This window comes from Ruminiclostridium papyrosolvens DSM 2782 (genome assembly GCF_029318685.1).
Taxonomy (GTDB): Bacteria; Bacillota; Clostridia; order Acetivibrionales; family DSM-1351; genus Ruminiclostridium; species Ruminiclostridium papyrosolvens.
The window spans coordinates 3,748,268-3,771,293 of sequence record NZ_CP119677.1 but is presented as its reverse complement, the minus strand read 5'-3'; the positions used below and the strand labels follow the sequence as shown (position 1 = coordinate 3,771,293).

Below are 23,026 nucleotides of genomic sequence, written 5' to 3'. Positions count from 1 at the left end.
AATACAATAATAACTATTTGCCTAAATCTTCCCAATGCTCATAAGCTTCATATAGCTCTGAAAAAGCTCCTGCTCTGTCTTTTGCCAGTATGGAACCTCTTAGTCTTGCCAGATTAATACTAAATGCATTAATTTCGTCACGTTCTGAGCTGAACTGAACCCTTCTGACGATTTTCTTCCAGACTTCAGACAGATTGTTTGTATCCTTGACAGCTTTATCCCAGTCGTCCTTTTGGATATCATTGATAACGGCATTTATTGACTGAGGTATACTGTCATTCTTCCCAAAGGGTTTTTTTAAGAATATATCACTTTCCATAACAAAAATAAACAAAACTATTGTAACAATAGGAATAGTTATAACCAGAAATTTTCTCATTTTGCTTCACTCCATTAATATGGTCCTTTGTAATCACCGATATCAGTGATTTTATTCATATGGTCTTTGTATAAATCAATATACAGGGAACCAGAAGGGTCTAAGGTTGCAAGAAAAACATCTGAAATATTTGATATTTTGTGCTTTTTAAGTTCCTTTAAAAGCCATTTTTTATCCTTATCCAATTGCCGTAGATTTTCTTCTATTAATATTCCGTCATAAATCAGTTCAGTACTTATACCGGTTGTTTTTTTCTGAATATTCATGTCCTTTGGGGTAAAATTCTGAAATTCAGGCTTTCTCAGAACTGATAATTGACCATTTGGCTCAATAATGGCAAAATCGACCTCATTCAAATCAAATACATCCTTGTTCCTCAGCAACTCAGTAATATCCGAAACTCTGAACTTCATTTTTTTCAAAGTCTTCTCCATTATTTTGCCGTTCATAATTACTATGGTAGGCTCATTTTCCAAGTACTTGGCAACATATCTCCATCTTAAAGTTATATATTCCAGTAATAGACCCAAGGCCGCCCATACCAGTAACCCTATCCAATGGGGCAAAGAACGGCTGGAAAGGTCCGTTGACAAGGTCGCCGCTATGGAGCCGATAGTTATTCCAAGAATATAATCAAAAAATGTCAATTGACTTATTTGTTCCTTGCCTAATATTCTGGTAAATATCAACAGTGAAAAAAAGCTTATAATTGACCTGACGCATACTACCAGTCCTTCGTTCAATTCGCTTCCTCCCCATTACCGATAATTAGTTATTATTCTGTTGTAAATAATTTTTATACAATTAAAGCAAAATAAATACAAGGAGGTGGATATTTGGTGTTAATCGGAGTTGACATAAGAAGGAAACTTGTATTTTTGTGGCTGGTGTTATTTCTTTTAATATGGATAGTTTTTTCTGTGTGTTTTAAGACTGGAGCCATGAAAAGCCAACTGGAAGCAGTTGAACAAGCAGTATCAAATAAAGATTGGCCAAGAGCGGAAAAAGAAACAGAAAAATTCACAGCTAATTACAAGTCAAGAAAGTATTTAATTGAAATTAATAATTCAAGTGAAATATATATTACATTCAGCCATACAGTTGAACAATTATCTGTTGCAGTAAAAAATAAACAGGATAGTGCACTGGAGTATGCGGGATTATTGAAAGCAGCACTCCGATATGCGATACAGCCATTTGCAGAGCCGTAAAACGGCATTTAATTAAGTGTGGGAGAAAAATATGCAAACAGTTTTAACTTATTCTGTAAGAGTGGTTTTAGTTTACTTTTTTACTTATTTATCAACAAGAATACTTACAAAAAAAGCAATCGCTCAGATGACGGCATATGAAATTGCAGGACTGATGGTTATTGGAAATGTTGCAGCTGAACCACTGGTTGACAAGGTAATGATTAAATCTGTTTATGGAACAGGTCTGTTGATACTATTAATGTTAATAACATCAAAGATAGCTGTTACAGCCAAATTTACAAAAGTAATGGAGCATAGTGCCTCTATCATTATAAATGACGGTCAGATAGACTTTAATGAATTGAGGAGACTGAATATCAGCTTGAATGTGCTTTTCGGCATGTTGAGGCAGCAAGGGTTCGACCGGGTTTCAGATATTGAAGCAGCAGTTTTAGAGCCTAACGGTACACTTTCTGTTTTTGCTAAGGCACAGAATAGGCCTGTTACCAAAAAGGATATGAATATTAATGTGTGTGATAAGCCAATCAGTATGCCACTGATAATGAATGGAAGAATTGTAAAGGAAAATCTTGAGTATGTTGGCAGGAGTGAAGTCTGGTTGGTAGAGGAGTTAAAAAAACAGGGAATAAAGGATTATACAAATGAAGTTTTCCTCGTAGAGTTGGATTCTTCATGGAATGTAATAACTTACAGAAAATGATTTAGAAAAGTATTTTAACAATTGTTGTTTCAAAGCTAAATACGGTGGTATAATGTTAAATTATATTGCTGAAATTTACATGCGGAGGTTCCAAATGAATATCAAATATGGTATTATAGGGTTAGGCGGTATAGCTCAGGTATTTGCAAGAGCTTTAAATGCCGTTCCGGATACAGAACTAGTGGCTGTAGCTTCCGGCAACAGGGAAAGAGCAGAGGCTTTTTCCAAAAAATTCGAAGCATCAAAAATTTATGACAGCTATATTGAATTAATACAAGATAACGAAGTAGATGTCGTATACGTCGCACTCACACACAATTTTCATTTTAATATAGTTAAGATGTGTCTTGAAAACGGTAAGGCCGTTTTATGTGAAAAACCTCTTGCCATAAATAAAGAAGATGCAGAAGAGCTGGTTGCTCTTTCCAGAAGTAAGAGGGTGCTTTTAATGGAGGCTATGTGGACTCGCTGTCTGCCTTCCTTTCAAAAAGCAAAAGAATGGGTAAACTCAGGCAGGATAGGTGATGTTAGGCTTGTAGATGCAAAATTCTGCTTTAACACACCTTATGACCCTGAACACAGACTTTTTAATCCTCAACTCGCAGGGGGCAGCCTATATGATGTCGGTGTATATGTAATAGAATTTACAACCGGAATTTTGGGAGAAAAGCCTGACATGGTAAGTGGGTTTGCAACGAAAGCAGATACTGGTGTAGATGATTTTGCGGTTATTAATATGAGCTTTAAATCAGGTGCACTGGCAATGTTAAGCTGTGGAGTTAGGGCTGACGTAAACCGGGATGCCGGGATTTACGGTACTAATGGAAGAATAGTTCTATATGAGTTCTTCAGTTCAAAGAAGTGTGAGCTTTACGACAATAATAATAATCTGGTTGAATCATTTGAAGATGATTGCCAGGAAGGTTTTGTCTATCAAATAAAACATTTTAATAAATTATTTGAAAAAGGCAAGCTTGAAAGTGATATAATTCCTCTTGAAGATACGGCAAATTGTGCCGATATATTTGATAAGCTGATGAATCAGTGGGGAATTGTGTAGAAAATTAATAAAAATACCCCCTTAAAATAACAAACTATAACGAATGAATATATTGCTGATAATAATTGTCTGCAAATTATATTTATTATGGGGGGATACAAATGAAATTAAAAAAAGTATTGATTGGATCGTTGGCATTTATAATTTTAATGACGTCTTTGGTAATGCCGGGTGTGTTGGCAAAGAGCAGTAATACAACTTCAAAGTATACGATAGCTGACAGCAATAAACCGGATAAAAATGCCAACAGTATGAAAAAGCAGGATAGAGCTGCAGAGAAGGCAGCTATCAAAGCTACTTATTCTAAAGATGAGCTTGCAAAGCTGAAAATTACAGGGGATAAAATCAAAAAAAATAATAAAAATGTCACAGTATTACCGGTAGAAAACATAATTGTTAAGGGTGCAAAAGTAAAATTTGATACACCACCGGTCATCAAATCCGGTAGAACATTAATTCCGGTAAAGGCATTATCAGAAGCTTTCGGAGCTGAGGTTAAATGGATTTCTGCAGAAAGAAAGGTTCTCATTACAAAAGATAATACTGAAATAGTTCTTCAATTAGATAATAATAAAATATATGTAAACGGCGTTGAATCAAAGATTGATGTACCAGCATGTTCAATAAACGGAAGAACTGTTGTTCCAATAAAATTTATTGTTGAGAAGATGGGATTATTGGTGAAATGGGATAGTGATTCACAGGTAGTTGAGATTGAAAACCCGACTCCTACTGTTCCGGCACAATCAACAACAACACCCGCAGAGACGACAACAATGCCAGCACAACCAACAACAACACCGACAGAGCCAACAACACCAGGACAGACAGCACAGTAAAACATCCGTATCAAATGCGGAGTATTCTCTGTTATGTCAAGGGGGAGATACATTAATTGGATATACAACAATTATATAAGGATATGGAGACATTAAGAGAAAGACTGAACCTAAAACTGGAAGATTGTCTGGAAAATGGAGGCATGAGCTTGGAAGTTTTAGGCTTAAGCCAAAAACTTGATGAATTAATAGTTGAATATATGAAGCAGGCAAAGCCTGACACTGGTACAGAGAGTAATGAAGTTGCTTGATATTGAATAAATATGTTAATAAAACGGGACTTGCAGGAATAGAACTTTTCTATCTACAGGTTCTGTTTTTTTGTTATAATTCCGTTAGAAACCTTTACGAGTGATGGCAAACGGATAGAAAATTAGTGTTAATCACATAATATACTTATATGCAGATAAATTATATTGATTTTTGATATTATTTTCTGTATAATCACCGTGAAGTAATTATGATATGTAAATCAGGAGGTATTGATGATATGGGAAAGGCTTTGATAATTGGTGCGGGTGGTGTAGCAAGTGTTGTTATCCATAAATGCTGTCAGAATCCCGATGTATTTGAAGAAATATGTATAGCCAGCAGAACATTGGAGAAGTGCGAGGCTATAAAAAATAAATTGGCAGGAAGCAAAACTAAAATTCAAACAGCACAGGTGGATGCTGATAATACTGATATGCTAATCGACCTTATCAATAAATTCAGGCCGGACATTGTTATAAATGTAGCACTTCCATATCAGGATTTGACTATAATGGATGCATGTCTTGCAACGGGTGTGGACTACCTCGATACTGCAAATTATGAACCGCCTGAGATACCGAAATTTGAATATAAATGGCAATGGGCTTATAAAGATAAATTTGAAAAGGCTGGGATAACAGCACTTTTGGGTAGCGGTTTTGACCCGGGTGTAACAAGTGTTTTCTGCGCATATGCCCAGAAACATTATTTTGATGAGATACATTATATAGATATAGTTGATGCAAATGCAGGAGATCATGGATACCCGTTTGCAACTAACTTTAATCCTGAGATAAATATACGTGAAATAACTGCAAAAGGAAGCTATTGGGAAAACGGGGACTGGGTTGAAACAGAGCCACTTGAGTTAAAAAGGGTTTACGATCTTCCAGAAATAGGACCAAAGGATGTTTATTTGCTGCACCACGAAGAAATTGAATCTTTGGCACTGAACATAAAAGGTGTAAAAAGAATTCGGTTTTGGATGACTTTTTCAGAGAAATACCTAACACACTTGAAGGTGCTTGAAAACGTGGGTATGACATCTATCGAGCCAATTGATTTTGAAGGACAGAAGATTATTCCTCTGCAGTTCCTGAAGGCTGTACTTCCTGATCCTGCTTCACTTGGGCCAAGAACCAAGGGCAAAACAAACATCGGCTGTATTATACAGGGTATAAAGGACGGAAAGCCAAGAACCTATTATGTGTATAACGTATGTGTGCATGAAGAGTGCTATGCGGAAGTGGGTTCACAGGCAATTTCCTATACAACAGGAGTTCCTGCAATGATAGGTGCAATGATGATGCTCAAGGGAATTTGGAAAGGACCGGGTGTTTTCAATATAGAAGAATTTGATCCCGATCCGTTTATGGAAGAACTGAACAGATGCGGACTTCCTTGGAAAGAAAGCTTTTCACCGGAGCTTATTGACTAGTAAGAGAACATTATGCAGCCGCTGCCAAATGCGAAAGCTACAGAAATAGCTGGGTTGGTGGCGGCGTTTCATGGAGGCTAATTAAAATTGATTAATAATTTAGGTATTGATATAAAAAGCTTGCCTACGCCATGCTACATAGTTGACGAGCGTCTTCTTGTAAAAAATCTTGAAATTCTGGACTCAATTCAAAAGCGTACAGGCTGCAAGATACTTCTGGCACAAAAGGGTTTTTCCATGCATTCGGTATATCCTCTCATTGGAAAATATCTCGCAGGAGTTACTTCAAGCTCTTTGTTTGAGGCAAGACTGGGTTACGAGAAAATGGGGAAAGAGGTTCACATTTATGCCCCTGCCTATATAGAAGAAGAGTTTGACGAAATAATGAAATATTGTGACCATATAGTGTTTAATTCTTTTCACCAGTGGGGCAAATATAAAGGCAAGGTTAAGACAGCAACTAAAAAAATAGGTTGTGGAATACGTATTAATCCCGAGTATTCTGAATTGGAGCATCCAATATACGACCCTTGCTACAAATTCTCCAGATTGGGAGTAACCCTTCCCAATTTTAAGCCCGAAGAACTGGAGGGTATTGAAGGACTTCATTTCCATACTATGTGCGAGCAAAATTCAGATACCCTTGAGCGAACAATTAAAGTGGTTGATGAAAAATTCGGACGTTATATCAAGGACATGAAATGGTTGAATTTTGGCGGAGGTCACCATATAACCAGACCTGATTATGACATTGAAGCGCTTGTTCGTTCAATTAATTACTTTCAGGATAAATACGGAATTGACGTATATCTGGAGCCCGGAGAAGCAGTTGCACTAAATACCGGATATCTTGTGGCGAAGGTACTTGATACGGTAGAAAATGGAATGAATATTGCAATATTGGATACTTCGGCAGCCTGCCATATGCCTGACGTATTAGAAATGCCTTACAGGCCAAACATAATCGGAGCGGGAATGCCGGATGAAAACCTCGTAACCTACAGGCTTGGAGGACATACCTGTCTGGCTGGGGATATTATCGGGGACTACTCCTTTAATCAAAAACTGAAACCCGGAGACAGACTTGTTTTCTGTGATATGGCACATTATTCGATGGTCAAGAACAATACCTTTAACGGCATAAACCTTCCTGCTATTGCACTCTACAGTGAAAAAGAAGGTATAAAGATAATAAAGCAGTTTGGATATGAGGATTTTGAGGGAAGATTATCGTAAATTAATAAACTGAATTTCTGGTGATGCAGAAAGTGAATTTCAGGTTAATTATAGCCTGAAGGGGCTTTCTGCATTTTTTTGTTAATTGCAAACACATTCAACTTACATATATTGAAAAATAAACAAGAATATAGTATTATATGCAAGGGTTTTACAATTATTAAATAAAAGGGTGAAATATGAAAATTCTAAGAAAAGCAATTATTTTTTTAATTATCTTTCTTATATCTACAGAGGTTATTTTTGCGTATGCTTTCCCTGCAAGATATGTGTATAATCAAAGAATTACTTATGATGTATTCAAGGATAATGTTTATTCTATAGAATTGGCTGTTAAAGCCATTAAACAGACGATATCAAGAGAAAAAATTAATAATTACTACATATTTATTGGTGATTCAGTTGGGTATGGTACCCCATGTCCTCCGGACAAAACAATTAGTAGTTATTTAAATGCTATTTCAAAAAAAGAAGGCAAAGATATCAGGTTTTTTAATTTAGCATTACCGTCTACCATGTTCGGAGATTATTATACGATTTTACTCTTACTTCAAAAGCATGGGGTTTCTATAGAGAATGTTATTTTGAATTTTTCTTATTGGGAGATAAATGCAAAGACACCAACTTACTGGTTTAATCATTATTTAAAGGAACTGGATAATGATAGTTATAACGAAATGGTTGAAGCAGGTGCAATAAAAGAAGATTCACTTTGGAAAAAAATAAAATCTGAAATATACCATTTTGCCAATAAAAATATCGGGATTATTGGAAACAGCGGGTTTGTAACAAATAAGATAAAATCAGTATCAAATAACTTGCTAAGAGAATCAAACCCGACTTTGAGTGTATGGAGTTCAAAGGCAGATTTAATAAATGCTATGACAAAGCCCGAAAATAAATGGTATTTCTCTGATAAAAAGTTTAATCTTAATGAAAGCAGTGTTCAAATTTATTTTATTAACAAGATTATTGAGTTGCAAAAGGGTAAAAATATAACATTTATTTTAAATGCAGTGAATAACCAACTGCTTAAAAGTGAGACAGCAAAACAAGGCTATAAGGATAATGTAAATGCTATAGAAAAGCTTTTTGATGATAAGAATGCAAAACTTATTAATTACAATAATAAAGTTGACTATAAGCTTTTTTCCGATCACGTGCATTTACTGCCGGATGGATATTCTTTTATTGCACAAGATTTATGGATTAAAATAGATAAGGAGATATAGAAATGCTGTTTAATTCAATGGAGTTTTTAATATTCTTTCCTGTAGTGACAGTGTTGTACTTTTTATTACCACACAAAAGTCGTTGGTTTTTGCTTTTAATTAGCAGTTGTATATTTTATATGGCTTTTGTTCCCAAATACATACTAATATTAGGTGTAACAATAGTAGTGGATTACTTTGCAGGAATAATTATTTCCAGAATGCAAGGTAACAGTAAGAGAATATTTCTTATTGCAAGTTTAATTACAAACATAGGAATGTTATTCGTTTTTAAATATTTTAACTTCTTTAACGAAAGTATAAAGCATTTGTCCGACATGTTAAACTGGAATTACCCCATAAGCAGTCTTTCAATTATACTACCCATAGGTCTTTCATTCCATACGTTCCAGAGCATGAGCTATATAATAGAGGTATATAGAGGTAGACAACAGCCGGAGAAGCATTTTGGAATTTATGCTTTATATGTTATGTACTATCCTCAATTAGTTGCCGGTCCAATTGAAAGACCCCAAAATATGCTGTGGCAATTTCATAAAGAGCATAGCTTTGATGCTCAGAGGGTTTCAGACGGGTTAAAACTTATGGCGTGGGGACTCTTTAAGAAAATAGTAATAGCAGATAATCTGGCTTTGGTAGTAAATAGTGTTTATGGGAATCCAACTTCAGTAAATGGATTGTCCTTAGTAATTGCAACTTATTTCTTTGCTTTCCAAATATACTGTGACTTCTCAGGATATACGGATATTGCACGGGGTGCTTCAAGAGTAATGGGAATTGAATTAATGCAGAATTTTAACAGGCCCTATTTCTCAAAGACAATATCTGAATTTTGGAGGAGATGGCATATATCCCTTTCAAGTTGGTTTACGGATTATGTATATATCCCTTTAGGCGGAAACAGATGCGCTAAATGGAAATGGTTTAGGAATACTATGATAGTATTCCTTCTCAGCGGGCTCTGGCATGGAGCCAATTGGACCTATGTTATCTGGGGCGGATTGAACGGCTTCTACTTAGTATTTGCAATAATCAGTAAGGACATAAGAGCCAAAATTACAAAGAGGACAGGCATTGATAAATTCCCATATATAAATAAAATGGTTAAAGTATTTTGTACATTTAATTTGATATGCTTTTCATGGATATTCTTCAGAGCGAGTTCCTTTACAGAGGCTGTTACAATTATTAAGCGAATTTTTATGGATTTCAGTCTGAAAATTAACATAGGAAGAGCAGGGGTTTCCAGATATCAACTGGCATTAGGCTGTGGAGTAATTTTTCTATTACTGGTAGTGCAGTTATTTCAACGAAACAGAAAAATTATCAATGAGTTAAACAATAGACCTGTTGCATACAGATGGGTTATTTACTATTCAGCATTAATTTTTATTATTATATTTGGAGTTTTTAATACCAATTCCTTTATTTATTTTCAGTTTTGATTGAACTTTGTTGAACTCTCTTATGTTTTAAAACCCTTGATTTTACAGGTATGCAACTACTGGTTGACAAATTTCCTTTAATAGTTGGTGGATAGCAACCGATATTTTATTTACTATAGTACCAACAAAACTTGAGAGGAGTATCACTGATGAATATATCAGACAGAATACAAAGTTTAAGGAAAACAAAAGGAATATCACAAGAACAGCTTGCTGATGAATTGGGAGTATCCCGTCAGGCAGTATCTAAATGGGAGAGCGGACAGAGCATGCCGGATATTGAGAAAATTATTCTGATGAGTGAGTACTTTAAAATTACGACGGATTATTTATTAAAGGGAATTGATCTTCCAAAGGATACAACGGAAAAGAAACCGAGTGCTGCTATTTTTGCGGCTATGGGTACGGCTATTAATTTTATTGGTTTAATTTTAGCAATTATGATATGGAAAGAGAAGCAGACATCCTCTGCTGTTGCAACAGGATTTATTGTAATGGCTATAGGTTGTATGATTTTTGTGATAGGAATGATAATCGGCGAAAATGATTCTAAAAAAATATCTATAAAGTATTTTTTATTGATAAATACATGGATTTTATTATTAATGCCTATTTCATGTATATTCAATTTCGTGGATGGTAAAGTAGGGGGCTTTTATTGGTCTTATACTCCTTTACCAAAGCTAGGTAATTCTCTTAAAACTTATGGTTTGTGCTGGATGCTATATTTTGTTTTAGGTGCTGTAATTAATGTTTGTATTATTAAAGTTTCCAGAAAGAAAAAAAGATAATATCAACATTTTCCACATATCTGAATTGATATAAATTTTAAACGCATTATGCAAAACTGCTAACTTATAGTATTAAAATTATATAAATGTCACAATTTTATATGAAGAAGTAAGTTTTCTAAATTAAAATGCCTCCTTTATCGTGTTAGAATTGAAACATAATAATAAAGGAGGCAAAAATATGAAAAAAGTAATTGGAAAAACCCTTTCTGCCGCTTTAGCACTGGCTATGACAGTATCACTTGCGGCTTGTGGTTCAGGGAACCAATCAGAATCATCATCCTCTTCAGCGGCGGCAGGTTCTTCATCAGCAGCTGCACCAAGTACTGCAGCATCAGGCGATCCTGTAAAATTGTCCTTGTGGCATATTCAGACAACCGAGCCTATGACATCCAACGTTAAGGCTGATATTGACCGATTTACTAAAGAAAATCCAAAATATTCAGTAGATGTTCAGGTTATGCAGAACGACGCATACAAAACAAAGCTTAAAATCGCATTGAGTTCAAATACTGCACCTGATATATTCTTTAGCTGGACCGGCGGTTCAATGAATGAATATGTTGATGCAGACAAGATTGTAGATTTAACACCTTACATGGATAAAGACAACTATAAAGAACGTTTCATGGATGCAGGCATCAATCAGGCTACATACAAAGATAAGATATGGGGTGTTCCTGTAGAAAACACAGCAGTTGCAATGTTCTTCTACAACAAAGACTTATTTGCTAAATATAACCTTCAGGTTCCAAAGACTATAAAAGAACTTGAAACTGTATGTGACACTTTAAAGAAAAATAAGATAATCCCATTCTCACTGGCAAACAAGACACAATGGACTGGTTCAATGTACTATATGTACCTTGCTAACCGTTTTGGTGGAGCAGATGCATTCAAGAATGCAGCGGCACGTACAGGTTCATTTGAGGATGAATCATTTAAACAGGCCGGAGCTACTATACAGGATTGGGTTAAGAAAGATTACTTCAACAAGGGCTTCAACGGACTTGATGAAGATTCCGGACAATCCCGTACACTTCTGTACACTGAAAAAGCAGCTATGACTCTTATGGGTTCATGGTTCCTTTCAACAGCTGCAGGTGAAAACAAAGACTTTATGAAAAAAGTTGGCTCATTCCCATTCCCGGCTGCTGAAGGCGGTAAGGGTGAACCAAATGCAGTTGTTGGTACTGTTGGAGACAACTTCTATCATATTGCAAAGACTTGTAAAGACCCTGAAGGTGCATTTAAAGCCATTCAGTACATGATTGATGATAAAGCAGTTGAAAAGCGTATTGAAGCAGGAAGAGTTCCTCCAGTGAAGGGTGTAAAAGTTAGCGATCCTCTTCTGCAGAATGTTTTAGATGCAGTTCAAAAGGCTCCTTCTGTTCAGTTGTGGTATGACCAATACCTCTCACCTGAATTAAGTGATTTACATAAGAGTACTACACAGGCTCTGTTTGGATTATCAAAGACTCCTGACCAGGTTGATAAGGAAATGGAAGCAAAGGCTAAGGAGTTAGCAGCTAAAAAATAAGTATTAGTATCTCGAAAATAAATTCAAAGTATAAGACGATTGGGTACTTTCTCTTACAGGTACCCAATCAACTTATACGGATAAACTTAACGTAAGAAAAAAAGATATATAATCCTTATTTCTATAAAATCAACGCAATTCAGGAAGGGGAAGATATAATGCAAACTACCCGCTCATTATCAGAATACAGAAAAAAGAGTACGTTAACAGCCACAACAGTATTTCTTCTGCCCGTATTCTTTTTTATTCTTATTTTTATTATATATCCTATAATAGATTCGTTTTGGCTGAGTTTCCATGAATGGAACGGCATTACTTCCGGAAAAACTTTCTTGGGACTTGAAAACTGGAAGACTCTGCTGGGAGATAAAATCTTTTTTAAAGCTTTTTTAAATAACATGATTATAGTGGTATTGTCCATTGTAATTCAGCTCCCTATAGCAATGGCTATTGCTTTTCTTCTTGATACGGGAGGAAAGAAACTCAATTTCCTTAAAATGATATATTTTCTTCCAATGCTAATGTCATCAGTAGCAGTTGGATTCTTATTCAAGTATACATATGACCCTCAGTTCGGTCTAATCAGCGCAGTTGACACTATGTTAGGCGGACAGGGAATGATTGATGTGCTGGGAGACCCCCATAGAGCTATTTTTGGTGTAATAGCAGTTATTTGCTGGCAGTTTATACCTTTTTACATGGTTTACTTTCTGGCGGCATTAAGTTCGTTGCCGGTTGAAATATATGAAGCATCAATTATTGATGGTGCATCCCACGGACAATATTTTTGGAGGGTTGCTTTACCGTCAATGAAGGGAACTATTAAAAGCGCAGCTGTACTGTCACTGGTAGGTTCTCTGAAATATTTCGATTTGATTTACGTTATGACACAAGGCGGTCCTGACGGGGCTACAGAACTCATGGCGACGTACATGTATAAGAATGCATTTACCATTGGTAAAATGGGTTACGGTGCCACAGTAGCATCCGGAATGTTTATAATAATTACCGTTATTTCCTTGGTAACACTAAGAGTCATAAACGGAAAAGAGGAGGCCTGATGCACATGAAAAAGAAATTTAAAGTCGGAAAAATAGTCGTTGCCTTACTGGCTTTGATATGGCTTGCAATTGCAGGTGCTCCTTTCTACTTTATGGTGGCGTCCGCCTTCAAAGAACAGTTTGAAATATTTACATCAGGAGTTTTTGCAATGCCTAAAGGCCTGTATTTGCAGAACTTTAACAAGGTTATTGAAGGTGATTTTTACAAGTACCTGTTTAATAGTATATTTGTAGTTGGAGTATCATTAGTATTGATATTATTTACATCGCTGTTTGCTTCATATCCTTTTTCAAGATTTAAATTTAAACTTAACAAGCCTCTTTTCGGAATAATAGTTGCTGCAATGGCTGTACCTATACATGTAACTTTGATTCCGGTATTCCAGCTTACCCAAAAAATGAATCTGTATGATACAGTATTTGCACTTATTGGTCCATATACAGCTTTTAATCTGCCAATATCGGTGTTTATACTTACAGGTTTTATGGCACAAATTCCAAAAGAACTGGAAGAATCCGCCGAAATTGACGGATGCGGTAAGTATCGCACCTTCTTCAGTATTATAGCTCCTCTTTCAAAGCCGGGACTTGCAACGCTTGCCATATACAACAGTGTTAACATGTGGAATGAGTTCAGCTTTGCACTTGTACTTACTCAATCACAAAAAAGCCGTACGCTTCCTCTGTCAATATGGGAGTATCAGGGTCAGTATAATGCTAATATACCAATGATTATGGCTGTTTTGACCTTATGCGCATTGCCTATGATTCTTGCTTTTGCCATTGGTCAGGATAAACTAATAAAGGGAATGATGGCTGGTGCAGTCAAAGGATAGAGCTTACAATATACAAGGTAAAGTTACAGTAGTTTTCTACAGACAGAAACCTCCAGATGGTATATAATAAGGCTATAAATTAACTAATGAGGTATAATATGAAAAAAATATTTAAAGCCCTTATTATACTGATGATTGTACTAATTATATCCGGGTGCTTTTATGACGGAGATAACGTGCTGGTTAAGACAAACCCTTCTAAAAAACAATTGACTTTATATACCATACAGGGGGATTCATCTGTAAATCAGGTAATTGCTGATTCTGTGTACAGATTTGAAAAGGATAACAGTAATTTTGAGGTAGTACATGAACTCATACCCAACGACTTGTACAAGAACAGGCTGTCTGTTTGTGTGGCAACTAATCAAATGCCGGACGTTTTTCCCACCTGGTCCGGTGGAATTTTAAAGCAATATATAAGTATTGGTGGAGTAGTAAATCTTGAAAAATATATGAAGGCTGACAATTACAGTTATAAGTTTAATGACAAGGCGTTAAAGATGGTTACCGATGATAATGGAATATGGGGTGTTCCTGTTGAAAACATGGCAATTGCACTCATATTTTATAACAAAGACATTTTTAATGCCTTGAAGTTATCTGAACCAAAGACTTTTGATGAGCTCAAGGACATAATAATTAAACTTAAACAACATCAGTATATCCCATTTGCACTTGCAAACAGGACCGCTTGGACGGGGTCCATGTTCTACATGTATTTTGTAGACAGACTTGGTGGGCCATCCGTTTTCGACAATGCAGCAAACAGAAAAAATAAGGGCTCCTTTGATAACGATGTATTTGTCAAGGCCGGAAAAATGGTGCAGGAGCTTGTAAACATGGGGGCTTTCCCAAAGGGCTTCAACTGGATGGATGAAGATGCCGGGGATTCCAGAAATCTTTTGTATAATAATTCAGCGTGTATGTCATTGGCGGGTAGTTGGTTTATAAGCAATGTCAGGTATGAAAAACCTGATTTTGTTGATAAGATAGGAGTATTTCCATTCCCTTCTATTACAGGGGGAAAAGGTGATCCCCGTAATACTATAGGAACACTGGGAGACAATTATTACTCCGTTGCCAGTTCCTGCGAATATCCTGATAAAGCCTTTGAGCTTATAAAGTACTTAATTGATGATACTGCAGTAAAGAAGCGTATAGTTGCAGGGAAAATACCGCCTGTCAAGGATCTGGATATAGAAAATCCTTTGATTAATGAAATATTGGATTATATAAATCACTCTCCAAATGTTCAATTCTGGTATGACCAGTACCTTCCTCCGAAACTGTCGGAAGCTCATTTAACCCTTTCCCGACGTATATTCGGAGGTGAAGATCCCAAAAAAGCTGCTGAGCAATTGGAAAAGATTACTAAACAATACTATAATCAGTAACAGGTGAGGATATGAAAAATTGGTTGTTACAGTCAGTAAAAAAAACAATAAGAAATTTGACATTCCGATCAAAAATTACGTATTTTATTGTAATAACGATATGTATCACAGTTTTGATTATAGTTGCTTTCTCATATACAATTACAAGTCGCTCAATAAAAGAGCAGGCAAAGAACATGACAATGCAGCAACTGGAGCAGAACACACTGAACCTGGAGGACTATCTTAAAAATATTGAGAGTACACCGGATAACATTATTAATGATAAGAGTCTTCAGGAATATCTGTCGAACGCTGATAAAGATAATCTGGAGTTTACTGAAAAGGTTGACGATGTATACAAGTTGATGTCAAACATACTTGGTTCAAAAAGAAATATACTGTACGTATATGTTTATAAACTTCTCAATGGTAAAGAGTTATATCTTGGACCCACAAAAGCTGGAAATAAGTCTGACTTTTCAACGGGTATAGGATATTTATCCAAACCCGATGTAACAGGTAGTCCAATGAGAACAAGTTTCAGGAAAGACCCTGTTATAAATAAAGAATATACACTATCCGTTTATCGGCCTATATTTGATATATATAGAATAAGACAGCCTATAGGGATTCTGGGTATATCCGTTTCAGAGGATGTTGTCGCCAGATTCTATTCACACTCAAATACAAATCTTCCGCTGGAAACCTTTATCATGGACGGAAACGGCATGATAATATCTCATATGAATAAAAACAGGATATATGCCGATGCGGGACTAAAAAACATAGTTCACAAACAGGACGGCTCAAAGGAGATAAATGGAAAGTTGGTGGTTTACAAATATGTAAAAGATTGGGACTGGTACGTTGTAGGTACCTTGCCTATTAGTTATCTCCTTCGTGATAATAATGTTATGCTTTTGGCAATTTTTATTATAGTCATATTATCATTTATAGTTGGTATTTTTATCTCTTATGGCTTCAGCAAGCATTTATTTAAACCCTTTGATGAACTTATATACAGAATGTCAAGAGTGTCAGCGGGAGACATGGAAACGAGAATAAGTCTGCCCACTTACGGACCTGATTTTCAGCAGGTTTCGCAGGGTTTTAATATAATGGTTGAGCATATAGATGAATTAATGAAAAAGATATATGAGGAACAGCGGCAATTAAAGGAAATAGAGTTTAAGGCTTTGCAGTCTCAGATTAATCCCCATTTTCTTTACAATACGCTGGAGTCAATTCATTGGCAGGCGCTGCTATGCGGACACCATGAAATCTCTACTATGGTGAAAGCCCTAGCCGGCTTCTACAGAATCAGCCTTAGTAAGGGAGAAGCAATTATTTCTTTAAAAAATGAAGCAGAGCATGTGGATAATTATATGACCATTCAGGAAATACGATATAAAGAAAAAATGGAAAGCTATATTGATATTCCTGAAGAATTTTATGACATAAATATCCCCAAAATGACTTTACAGCCCTTGGTTGAAAATGCAATATATCATGGATTAAGAGGTAGGGAAGCAAAGGGGTTCATTAAAATAACTGCTGAAAGAGACGGAAACGACATTATTGTTAAAACTATTGATAATGGTACCGGAATGACAGCAGAGCAAATCAGCAGGTTAAACCAGACCTTGGAGGATAATGATCCAAGTGTGGGTTATGGTGTCAGAAATGTACACCAGAGAATCAAACTATTTCTTGGCAGCCCCTACGGACTGTATTACGAAAGTAATGAGTATGGCGGAGTAACCGTTAACGTCAGACTTCGAAGTGAAATATAAAGAACAGTGGGTGATGAATTTGTACAAAGTGTTGATTGTAGATGACGAAAGTATAATACGAAATGGTCTTTACAATATGATACCGTGGTCAAATTTAGGAGTAAGCGATGTTCTGACAGCATCGTGCGCAAAGGAAGCCCTGAAAATAGCACAGGACACCAAACCAGATATAATGCTCACGGACATTTGCATGCCTGAAATGGACGGGCTTGAAATGACTAAAATTATGCTTGAAAAGGTGCCTGACCTAAAAGTAATAGTCCTGACAGGCTATGATGACTTTAAATATGCACAAAAAAGCTGTTCCCTTGGTGTTAAGGACTTTATACTCAAGCCGGTAGATGAAAGCAGCCTTATTAAGTGTATAAAACTACAAATAGACAATATTCAGTCTGAAATACAATCTGCAGTTGAAAATAGTATTATGAGCCGTAAAAGAATGATTGAAAATCAGAGAGAGTTTGAAAAGTCGCTGATTAAGCTTACTGAAAAAGCAGTTGACAACGCTTATGCTATTGAAGTCCCGGAAGGTATAAAATTTGAGGATAACTGTGAATATCAGGTTGCAGTACTTACTCCTGAAATATCTGAGAATAGTATATGGAATCAGCATAGGAATTTGCTTATGCTGTCAGTAAAGAGTTTCTTTATTGACATGGTAGATGCAAAAAATTCGGGCTGGACTTTTCAAAATTCTGACGGAGATATAGTTGTTATATTCTATGTAGACAAAAAATCTGAGAATGCCGAAGAACAAATTTCAAAATTGCAGGAAATTATTAATGTGGAATTTGATGTGGAAATGGAGGTCGGTATAGGCCCCGTAGTTCCTAACATGTCACGGATAAAATATTCCTATGAAAAAGCAAGGGGAAAGTGCGGTATTAATAATACCAAGCTTGGTAATGAATACCAAAGCAAAAAGGATAAGCTTTTAGTTCTGAAAGAAAAGGTACTTTCCAGCTTTCATGATACTGAAGCAGCAAAGGAATATCTTAAAAAGTACATAAATGAAGTTAAAATATCAGGAGTTACAAAGTCTATAGCCGAGCAAAAGTTTTACGATTTGGCATCTGCGTTTTATTGGGAATACCTTAAAACCACAGGAAATCCGGCAGATGGCAGGCTAGAAACCTTGATTACAACACTACAAACCAATGATTTAGAAAATTGCTGTGTATTTACCGAAATGTTTATCGTAAAACTGATGTATACTAATAAGAAGCAAATGCATGAGATAATAGAGGCGGCAACTTTATTCATAAACCAAAGACTTACGGAGGATTTGACTGTATTTACGTTGGCGGAACAGTTCCATGTTGCAAGAAATTATTTCTCCAGACTTTTCAAGAAGGAGATGGGAGAGGGCTGCAACGAATATATTACTCGTAAACGTATCGAAAAAGCAAAACATCTTCTGACTGTTTCAAGACTTAAAACCTATGAGGTTGCTGAACAGGTAGGATATCATGATACGAATTATTTTTCTCTGGCATTTAAAAAGAATACCGGTCTATCCCCCACAGAATTCAGGGACAGGCAGAACAATCCTGAGATATGACAAATAATACACGAACAATTTACGGAGGTTTACATGCAGAAAACAAGATTGGGTCGGACAGGCCTGATGGTTACAAGAAGCAGTTTTGGAGCACTTCCCATACAGAGAATTTCATTTGATGAAGCTAAAAAAATTCTTTTAAAGGCTTACAAGGGCGGTATTAATTTTTATGATACTGCCCGTATGTACACTGATAGTGAGGAGAAGCTTGGATATGCTTTTTCTGATATAAGAAAAGATATAATAATTGCAACAAAAAGCGTTGCAACAGACAGAAAGACACTGCTTGAGCACCTTGAAACCAGCTTAAAAAATATGAAAACAGATTATGTTGATATACTTCAGCTACATAACCCCGGGGTTCTGCCGGACCCGGAGGACCCGGAAAGCTCATACGCAGGTATGATTGAAGCTAAAAAGAAGGGTATGGTGCGTTTTGTAGGAATTACAAACCACAGGATAAAAACTGCAATACAAGCAGTTGAATCGGGTTTGTATGACACAATGCAGTTTCCACTTAACTCTATTTCTTCGGATATTGATCTTGAACTGATTGAGATATGCAAGAAGAAGGATGTTGGCCTGATAGCCATGAAAGCTATGTCAGGGGGGTTGATTACAAATTCGGCATCCACTTTTGCTTTTTTAAGACAGTTTGATAATGTTGTTCCAATTTGGGGGATACAAAGGGAAGCCGAGCTTGATGAATTTCTCCAATTAGAAAAGAACCCTCCCGAGTTGACTGATGAATTATGGGAAGTCATAAAAAAAGACCGTACAGAACTGGCAGGGAATTTCTGCAGGGCCTGTGGATACTGTATGCCTTGTCCTGTTGGAATTGAGATTCCTACTCAGGCACGAATATCATTACTTATGCGGAGAGCACCTTACCAACCGTTTCTAAGCGATGAGTTTAAAGAAAAGATGGAACTTATAAATAAATGTATTGAATGCGGACAATGTAAAAACCACTGCCCATACAGCATTGATACTCCAAATCTTCTTAAGCTGCAGTTACAGGATTACAACGAGTTTTATGCCAAACATAAATAAAGAATAAACATTACATTCGCAGTAAACATTATATTAATAAAAGGAGATTAAACTATGGCTGTTAACACTCGAATTTTTCACTGTGATGAATTCTTCCGTCTTCCAAGGGAAGAAAAAAAAGAATTTGAAAGAATTATCAGAAAGGAATTGGAAGAAAATCCTATAAAACATCTGGATACCGAATGGGGACGTTTTGAAAATCTTCCGGAGATGTCAGAGAGTGAAATTGACAAACTGGCTGAAGAGGTTTTAGCTGAAATGACTCTGGAGCAGAAGGTTTACCAGATGTCATGTGATAACGACGCAAGGTATGCACCTTTAAACCCGCCAAGATATAACTTCATTCCATACTACGCAGGTGAAGACTTGGAATTGAATATTCCTGCCGTTAAATTTACGGACGGGCCTACAGGTGTGGTTATGAGTTATAATGCCACGGCTTTTCCGGTATCAATTGCTCGTGGTTCAACCTGGGATACTGAACTTGAGGAACGTGTGGGAAATGTAATAGGTATAGAAGGCCGCTCAGGGGGCGCAAACTTTTTTGCAGGAGTATGTATAAATCTCCTTCGCCATCCTGCATGGGGCCGTGCTCAGGAAACATATGGTGAGGATACTGTTCTTTTAGGTAAAATGGGTGCTGCTTTAACAAAGGGTGTTCAAAAACATATGATGGCATGTATAAAGCACTATGTTGCCAACAGTATGGAAAATGCACGTTTTAAAGTCAGTGTTGAAATGGATGAAAGAACTCTGCGGGAGATATACCTTCCTCATTTCAAAGACTGTGTAGATGCAGGTGCGGCAGCAATAATGAGTTCATATAACCGTGTAAGAGGTGAGTGGTGCGGTCACCATGACTACCTGCTGAATCAGATTCTAAATGGAGAATGGGGTTTCAAAGGATTCGTAATGTCTGACTTCATCTGGGGTGTAAGAGATACCGTAGATGCAGCAAACGGCGGACAATGCATGGAGATGTATGCAACACAGTTCTTTGGGAAAAGGCTTGTCGAAGTTGTCAAAGACGGAAAAGTAGATGAAAGCAAGATAGATGCAGCAGTAAAGAGAATATTGAGAGAAAAAATCAGATTCTCCTTTGTTGGAGATAAGGCACAATATTCACCTGAGAAAATGGGAAGTAAGGAACATGCGCAGTTGGCTCGGGAAGTCTCTGAAAAATCCACGGTACTGCTTAAAAATGAAGGTATACTTCCACTTGAAAAGGCTAAGGTTAAGAAAATTACAGTTGTCGGAAGACTGGCAGTTGAGCCTAATACAGGTGATTTAAAGGGAAGCAGTGCCGTATTCCCTCCTTATGTCATAACACCGCTTCAGGGGATTATAAATGAGGCAGGAAGCGGAACAGAAGTTAAGTATGCAGACGGAAGAACACCCCATCAGGCGCAGGAACTGTCAAAGGATGCAGATGCAGTTATTATTGTGGCAGGGTTAACATCTGTTGATGAGGGAGAGTTTATTACAAATGGCGGTGATATCGGAGGGGACAGGAAGTATCTGGGGTTACATCCTGAAGATGAAGATCTTATTGAGACTGTAGCAAAGGTAAATAAAAACGTAATTGTGGTTTTACAAGGTGGAAGTACTATTATAGTTGAACCTTGGAAAAATCTTGCAAAGGCTATTCTTATTCAATGGTATCCCGGTATGGAAGGCGGAACTGCTCTGGCAAATATACTTTTCGGAAAAGTGAATCCATCTGCCAAGCTGCCCGTCACAGTACCTGCAACTCCGCAGCAATTGCCTTACTACGATATAGATGCAACTTCAATTGTATATGACTATTATCATGGTTACTTCCTTGCAGATAAAGAAAAGTACCCAGTGTCGTATCCTTTTGGCTTTGGACAAAGTTATACAACTTACAGTTACAGTAATCCTAAAGTATCCAAGAAGGGTGACACAATTTCTGTTTCGGTTGACGTATCCAATACGGGAAAAATGGCCGGAGACGAAGTTGTACAACTGTATATTGGCTACAGGGCTTCAAAGGTTGAACGCCACGTAAAGGATCTTAAAGGCTTCACTAAAATTCATCTTGAGCCGTGAGAGAAAAAGACTGTGGTAATTGAGATAAATAAGGATGACCTTGCTTACTATTGTACCGAATCGAATCAGTGGGTGGTTGAGGATATAGGTTATGTTGCATTAATTGGTGCATCTTCTGCCTGCAAGGATTTACTTAAAGCTGATTTTGATTTAAAATAAATGTATGTATTAGTTATAAGGCATTACCGATAACAAACGGTAATGCCTTTATAATTAGCCGGTAAATTATCTCAGGAAAAGGAAGAAATACTATGAAAAACGTATACTTTTTTGAAACACAAATAGGGTCAATAGGCATTGCAGAAGAAAGTCACAGAATAACCAACGTATTTTTTGAAACAGATTTCAATATGGAGGTTGTTTCAGACAAAAATAAGTTCCTTCAACAGTCAGGATTCGACTTAAAAGAAACAGTACTTTTGACAGATGCGGCTAAGCAGCTTGATGAGTATCTGAAAGGTAAAAGAACAGAGTTTGATTTACCGCTGGCCCCAAAAGGAACAGATTTTATGAAAGCCGTTTGGAATTGTCTGATTACAATACCATATGGAGCTACAAAAAGCTACAAACAGATTGCAGAGGCGGCAGGAAATCCAAAGGCATGCCGGGCTGTAGGAATGGCCAATAATAAAAATCCAATTCCCATATTTATACCATGTCATCGTGTAGTAGGTACAAGCGGAAATCTCACAGGGTATAGAGGCGGTCTGGAAATAAAGCAAAAGCTTCTTGAAATAGAAAAATCAAAAATTTGAATTTAATCACATAAACTAGGTAAACCTATTTAGTAATTAACATTAAATATTAAAGAGGGGATACTTATTATGGGAAGATTCGAAGGCGCTGAAAAAGTCGGGATAAGGGATAAGGAGACCAGACAGCTTCTTGCTGTATATCCCTATAAAATTGACGGTACGGATGAAGAGATTGAGAAAACCGTTAAGGATTGGTATTATAAGCAAAGTTGCATTGCAGAAGAATTTCTCTTGAAGTCCTATGTTGATGAGCTTACGGAACATGAATTAAAGTCCCGTAAAGATGATGATACAAAAAAAGTATATTAGCTAAAGAGGGTAAACCCATTAAAATAGTGAGTTTACCCTTTGTTTAATTTCTCTGTAGACAAAATCGTTATTTGTGCGTAAAT

At 36.6% G+C, this 23,026-nt stretch carries 21 protein-coding genes and 1 pseudogene; 20 read left to right on the top strand and 2 right to left on the bottom strand.

The features are described from left to right. Positions 1–13: 13 nt before the first annotated feature. Positions 14–379: a DUF4363 family protein gene (locus P0092_RS16870; RefSeq protein WP_004616152.1), complete on the bottom strand. Its 366-nt coding sequence runs from the start codon at positions 377–379 to the stop codon at positions 14–16. A 14-nt stretch (positions 380–393) separates the two neighbouring features. Continuing rightward, positions 394–1,122 carry a DUF421 domain-containing protein gene (locus P0092_RS16865; RefSeq protein WP_004616154.1) on the bottom strand — a complete coding sequence of 243 codons (729 nt, stop codon included), beginning with the start codon at positions 1,120–1,122 and terminating at the stop codon, positions 394–396. 96 nt (positions 1,123–1,218) lie between these two features. Between P0092_RS16865 and P0092_RS16860 the strand changes: the two genes are divergently transcribed. The 20 genes and pseudogenes from P0092_RS16860 to P0092_RS16765 all read left to right on the top strand — a co-directional run bounded on the left by P0092_RS16860 (position 1,219) and on the right by P0092_RS16765 (position 22,943). Continuing rightward, on the top strand, positions 1,219–1,590 hold the full coding sequence (locus tag P0092_RS16860; protein ID WP_004616156.1) for a DUF4363 family protein: 372 nt from the start codon (positions 1,219–1,221) through the stop codon (positions 1,588–1,590). Positions 1,591–1,621: 31 nt separating this feature from the next. Further along, positions 1,622–2,293, top strand: coding sequence for a DUF421 domain-containing protein (locus tag P0092_RS16855; RefSeq protein WP_004616158.1), 672 nt, complete (start codon positions 1,622–1,624; stop codon positions 2,291–2,293). Positions 2,294–2,387: 94 nt separating this feature from the next. After that, complete coding sequence (locus tag P0092_RS16850; protein ID WP_004616159.1) at positions 2,388–3,353, top strand: Gfo/Idh/MocA family protein; 966 nt, start codon at positions 2,388–2,390, stop codon at positions 3,351–3,353. Between the two features lie 101 nt (positions 3,354–3,454). Next, positions 3,455–4,192, top strand: coding sequence for a copper amine oxidase N-terminal domain-containing protein (locus tag P0092_RS16845; protein ID WP_004616161.1), 738 nt, complete (start codon positions 3,455–3,457; stop codon positions 4,190–4,192). 56 nt (positions 4,193–4,248) lie between these two features. Beyond that, on the top strand, positions 4,249–4,443 hold the full coding sequence (locus P0092_RS16840; RefSeq protein ID WP_004616163.1) for an aspartyl-phosphate phosphatase Spo0E family protein: 195 nt from the start codon (positions 4,249–4,251) through the stop codon (positions 4,441–4,443). Positions 4,444–4,682: 239 nt separating this feature from the next. Further along, complete coding sequence (locus P0092_RS16835) at positions 4,683–5,882, top strand: saccharopine dehydrogenase family protein (protein ID WP_004616165.1); 1,200 nt, start codon at positions 4,683–4,685, stop codon at positions 5,880–5,882. Between the two features lie 87 nt (positions 5,883–5,969). Further along, complete coding sequence (nspC, locus tag P0092_RS16830; protein WP_004616167.1) at positions 5,970–7,118, top strand: carboxynorspermidine decarboxylase; 1,149 nt, start codon at positions 5,970–5,972, stop codon at positions 7,116–7,118. 179 nt (positions 7,119–7,297) lie between these two features. Continuing rightward, a complete protein-coding gene (locus tag P0092_RS16825; RefSeq protein WP_004616170.1) occupies positions 7,298–8,350 on the top strand; it encodes a hypothetical protein in 1,053 nt (350 codons plus the stop codon). 2 nt (positions 8,351–8,352) lie between these two features. After that, positions 8,353–9,795, top strand: a complete 1,443-nt coding sequence (locus P0092_RS16820) for an MBOAT family O-acyltransferase (RefSeq protein WP_004616171.1) — start codon at positions 8,353–8,355, stop codon at positions 9,793–9,795. A gap of 149 nt (positions 9,796–9,944) precedes the next feature. Continuing rightward, the gene (locus P0092_RS16815; protein WP_004616173.1) at positions 9,945–10,586 is read left to right on the top strand and encodes a helix-turn-helix domain-containing protein; all 642 of its coding nucleotides are present in this window, start codon (positions 9,945–9,947) and stop codon (positions 10,584–10,586) included. 181 nt (positions 10,587–10,767) lie between these two features. Next, positions 10,768–12,126, top strand: a complete 1,359-nt coding sequence (locus tag P0092_RS16810) for an extracellular solute-binding protein (protein ID WP_004616175.1) — start codon at positions 10,768–10,770, stop codon at positions 12,124–12,126. 158 nt (positions 12,127–12,284) lie between these two features. Then, positions 12,285–13,187, top strand: a complete 903-nt coding sequence (locus P0092_RS16805) for a carbohydrate ABC transporter permease (protein ID WP_004616178.1) — start codon at positions 12,285–12,287, stop codon at positions 13,185–13,187. A 5-nt stretch (positions 13,188–13,192) separates the two neighbouring features. Next, entirely contained in the window at positions 13,193–14,023 is an 831-nt protein-coding gene (locus tag P0092_RS16800; protein ID WP_004616180.1) for a carbohydrate ABC transporter permease, read from the top strand. Positions 14,024–14,121: 98 nt separating this feature from the next. Next, a complete protein-coding gene (locus P0092_RS16795; protein WP_004616182.1) occupies positions 14,122–15,420 on the top strand; it encodes an extracellular solute-binding protein in 1,299 nt (432 codons plus the stop codon). An 11-nt stretch (positions 15,421–15,431) separates the two neighbouring features. Then, positions 15,432–17,195 (top strand): cache domain-containing sensor histidine kinase, encoded by a 1,764-nt coding sequence (locus tag P0092_RS16790; RefSeq protein ID WP_004616183.1) that lies wholly within the window; start codon positions 15,432–15,434, stop codon positions 17,193–17,195. Beyond that, the gene (locus P0092_RS16785; RefSeq protein ID WP_276186978.1) at positions 17,185–18,756 is read left to right on the top strand and encodes a response regulator; all 1,572 of its coding nucleotides are present in this window, start codon (positions 17,185–17,187) and stop codon (positions 18,754–18,756) included. Before P0092_RS16790 ends, P0092_RS16785 begins: the two co-directional genes overlap by 11 nt. 33 nt (positions 18,757–18,789) lie before the next feature. After that, a complete protein-coding gene (locus tag P0092_RS16780) occupies positions 18,790–19,809 on the top strand; it encodes an aldo/keto reductase (RefSeq protein ID WP_004616187.1) in 1,020 nt (339 codons plus the stop codon). 54 nt (positions 19,810–19,863) lie between these two features. Further along, positions 19,864–22,038, top strand: a pseudogene (locus P0092_RS16775) (beta-glucosidase). A gap of 92 nt (positions 22,039–22,130) precedes the next feature. Further along, on the top strand, positions 22,131–22,634 hold the full coding sequence (locus tag P0092_RS16770; RefSeq protein ID WP_004616189.1) for a methylated-DNA--[protein]-cysteine S-methyltransferase: 504 nt from the start codon (positions 22,131–22,133) through the stop codon (positions 22,632–22,634). A 69-nt stretch (positions 22,635–22,703) separates the two neighbouring features. Then, entirely contained in the window at positions 22,704–22,943 is a 240-nt protein-coding gene (locus tag P0092_RS16765; RefSeq protein ID WP_014314446.1) for a hypothetical protein, read from the top strand. Positions 22,944–23,026 lie beyond the last annotated feature (83 nt).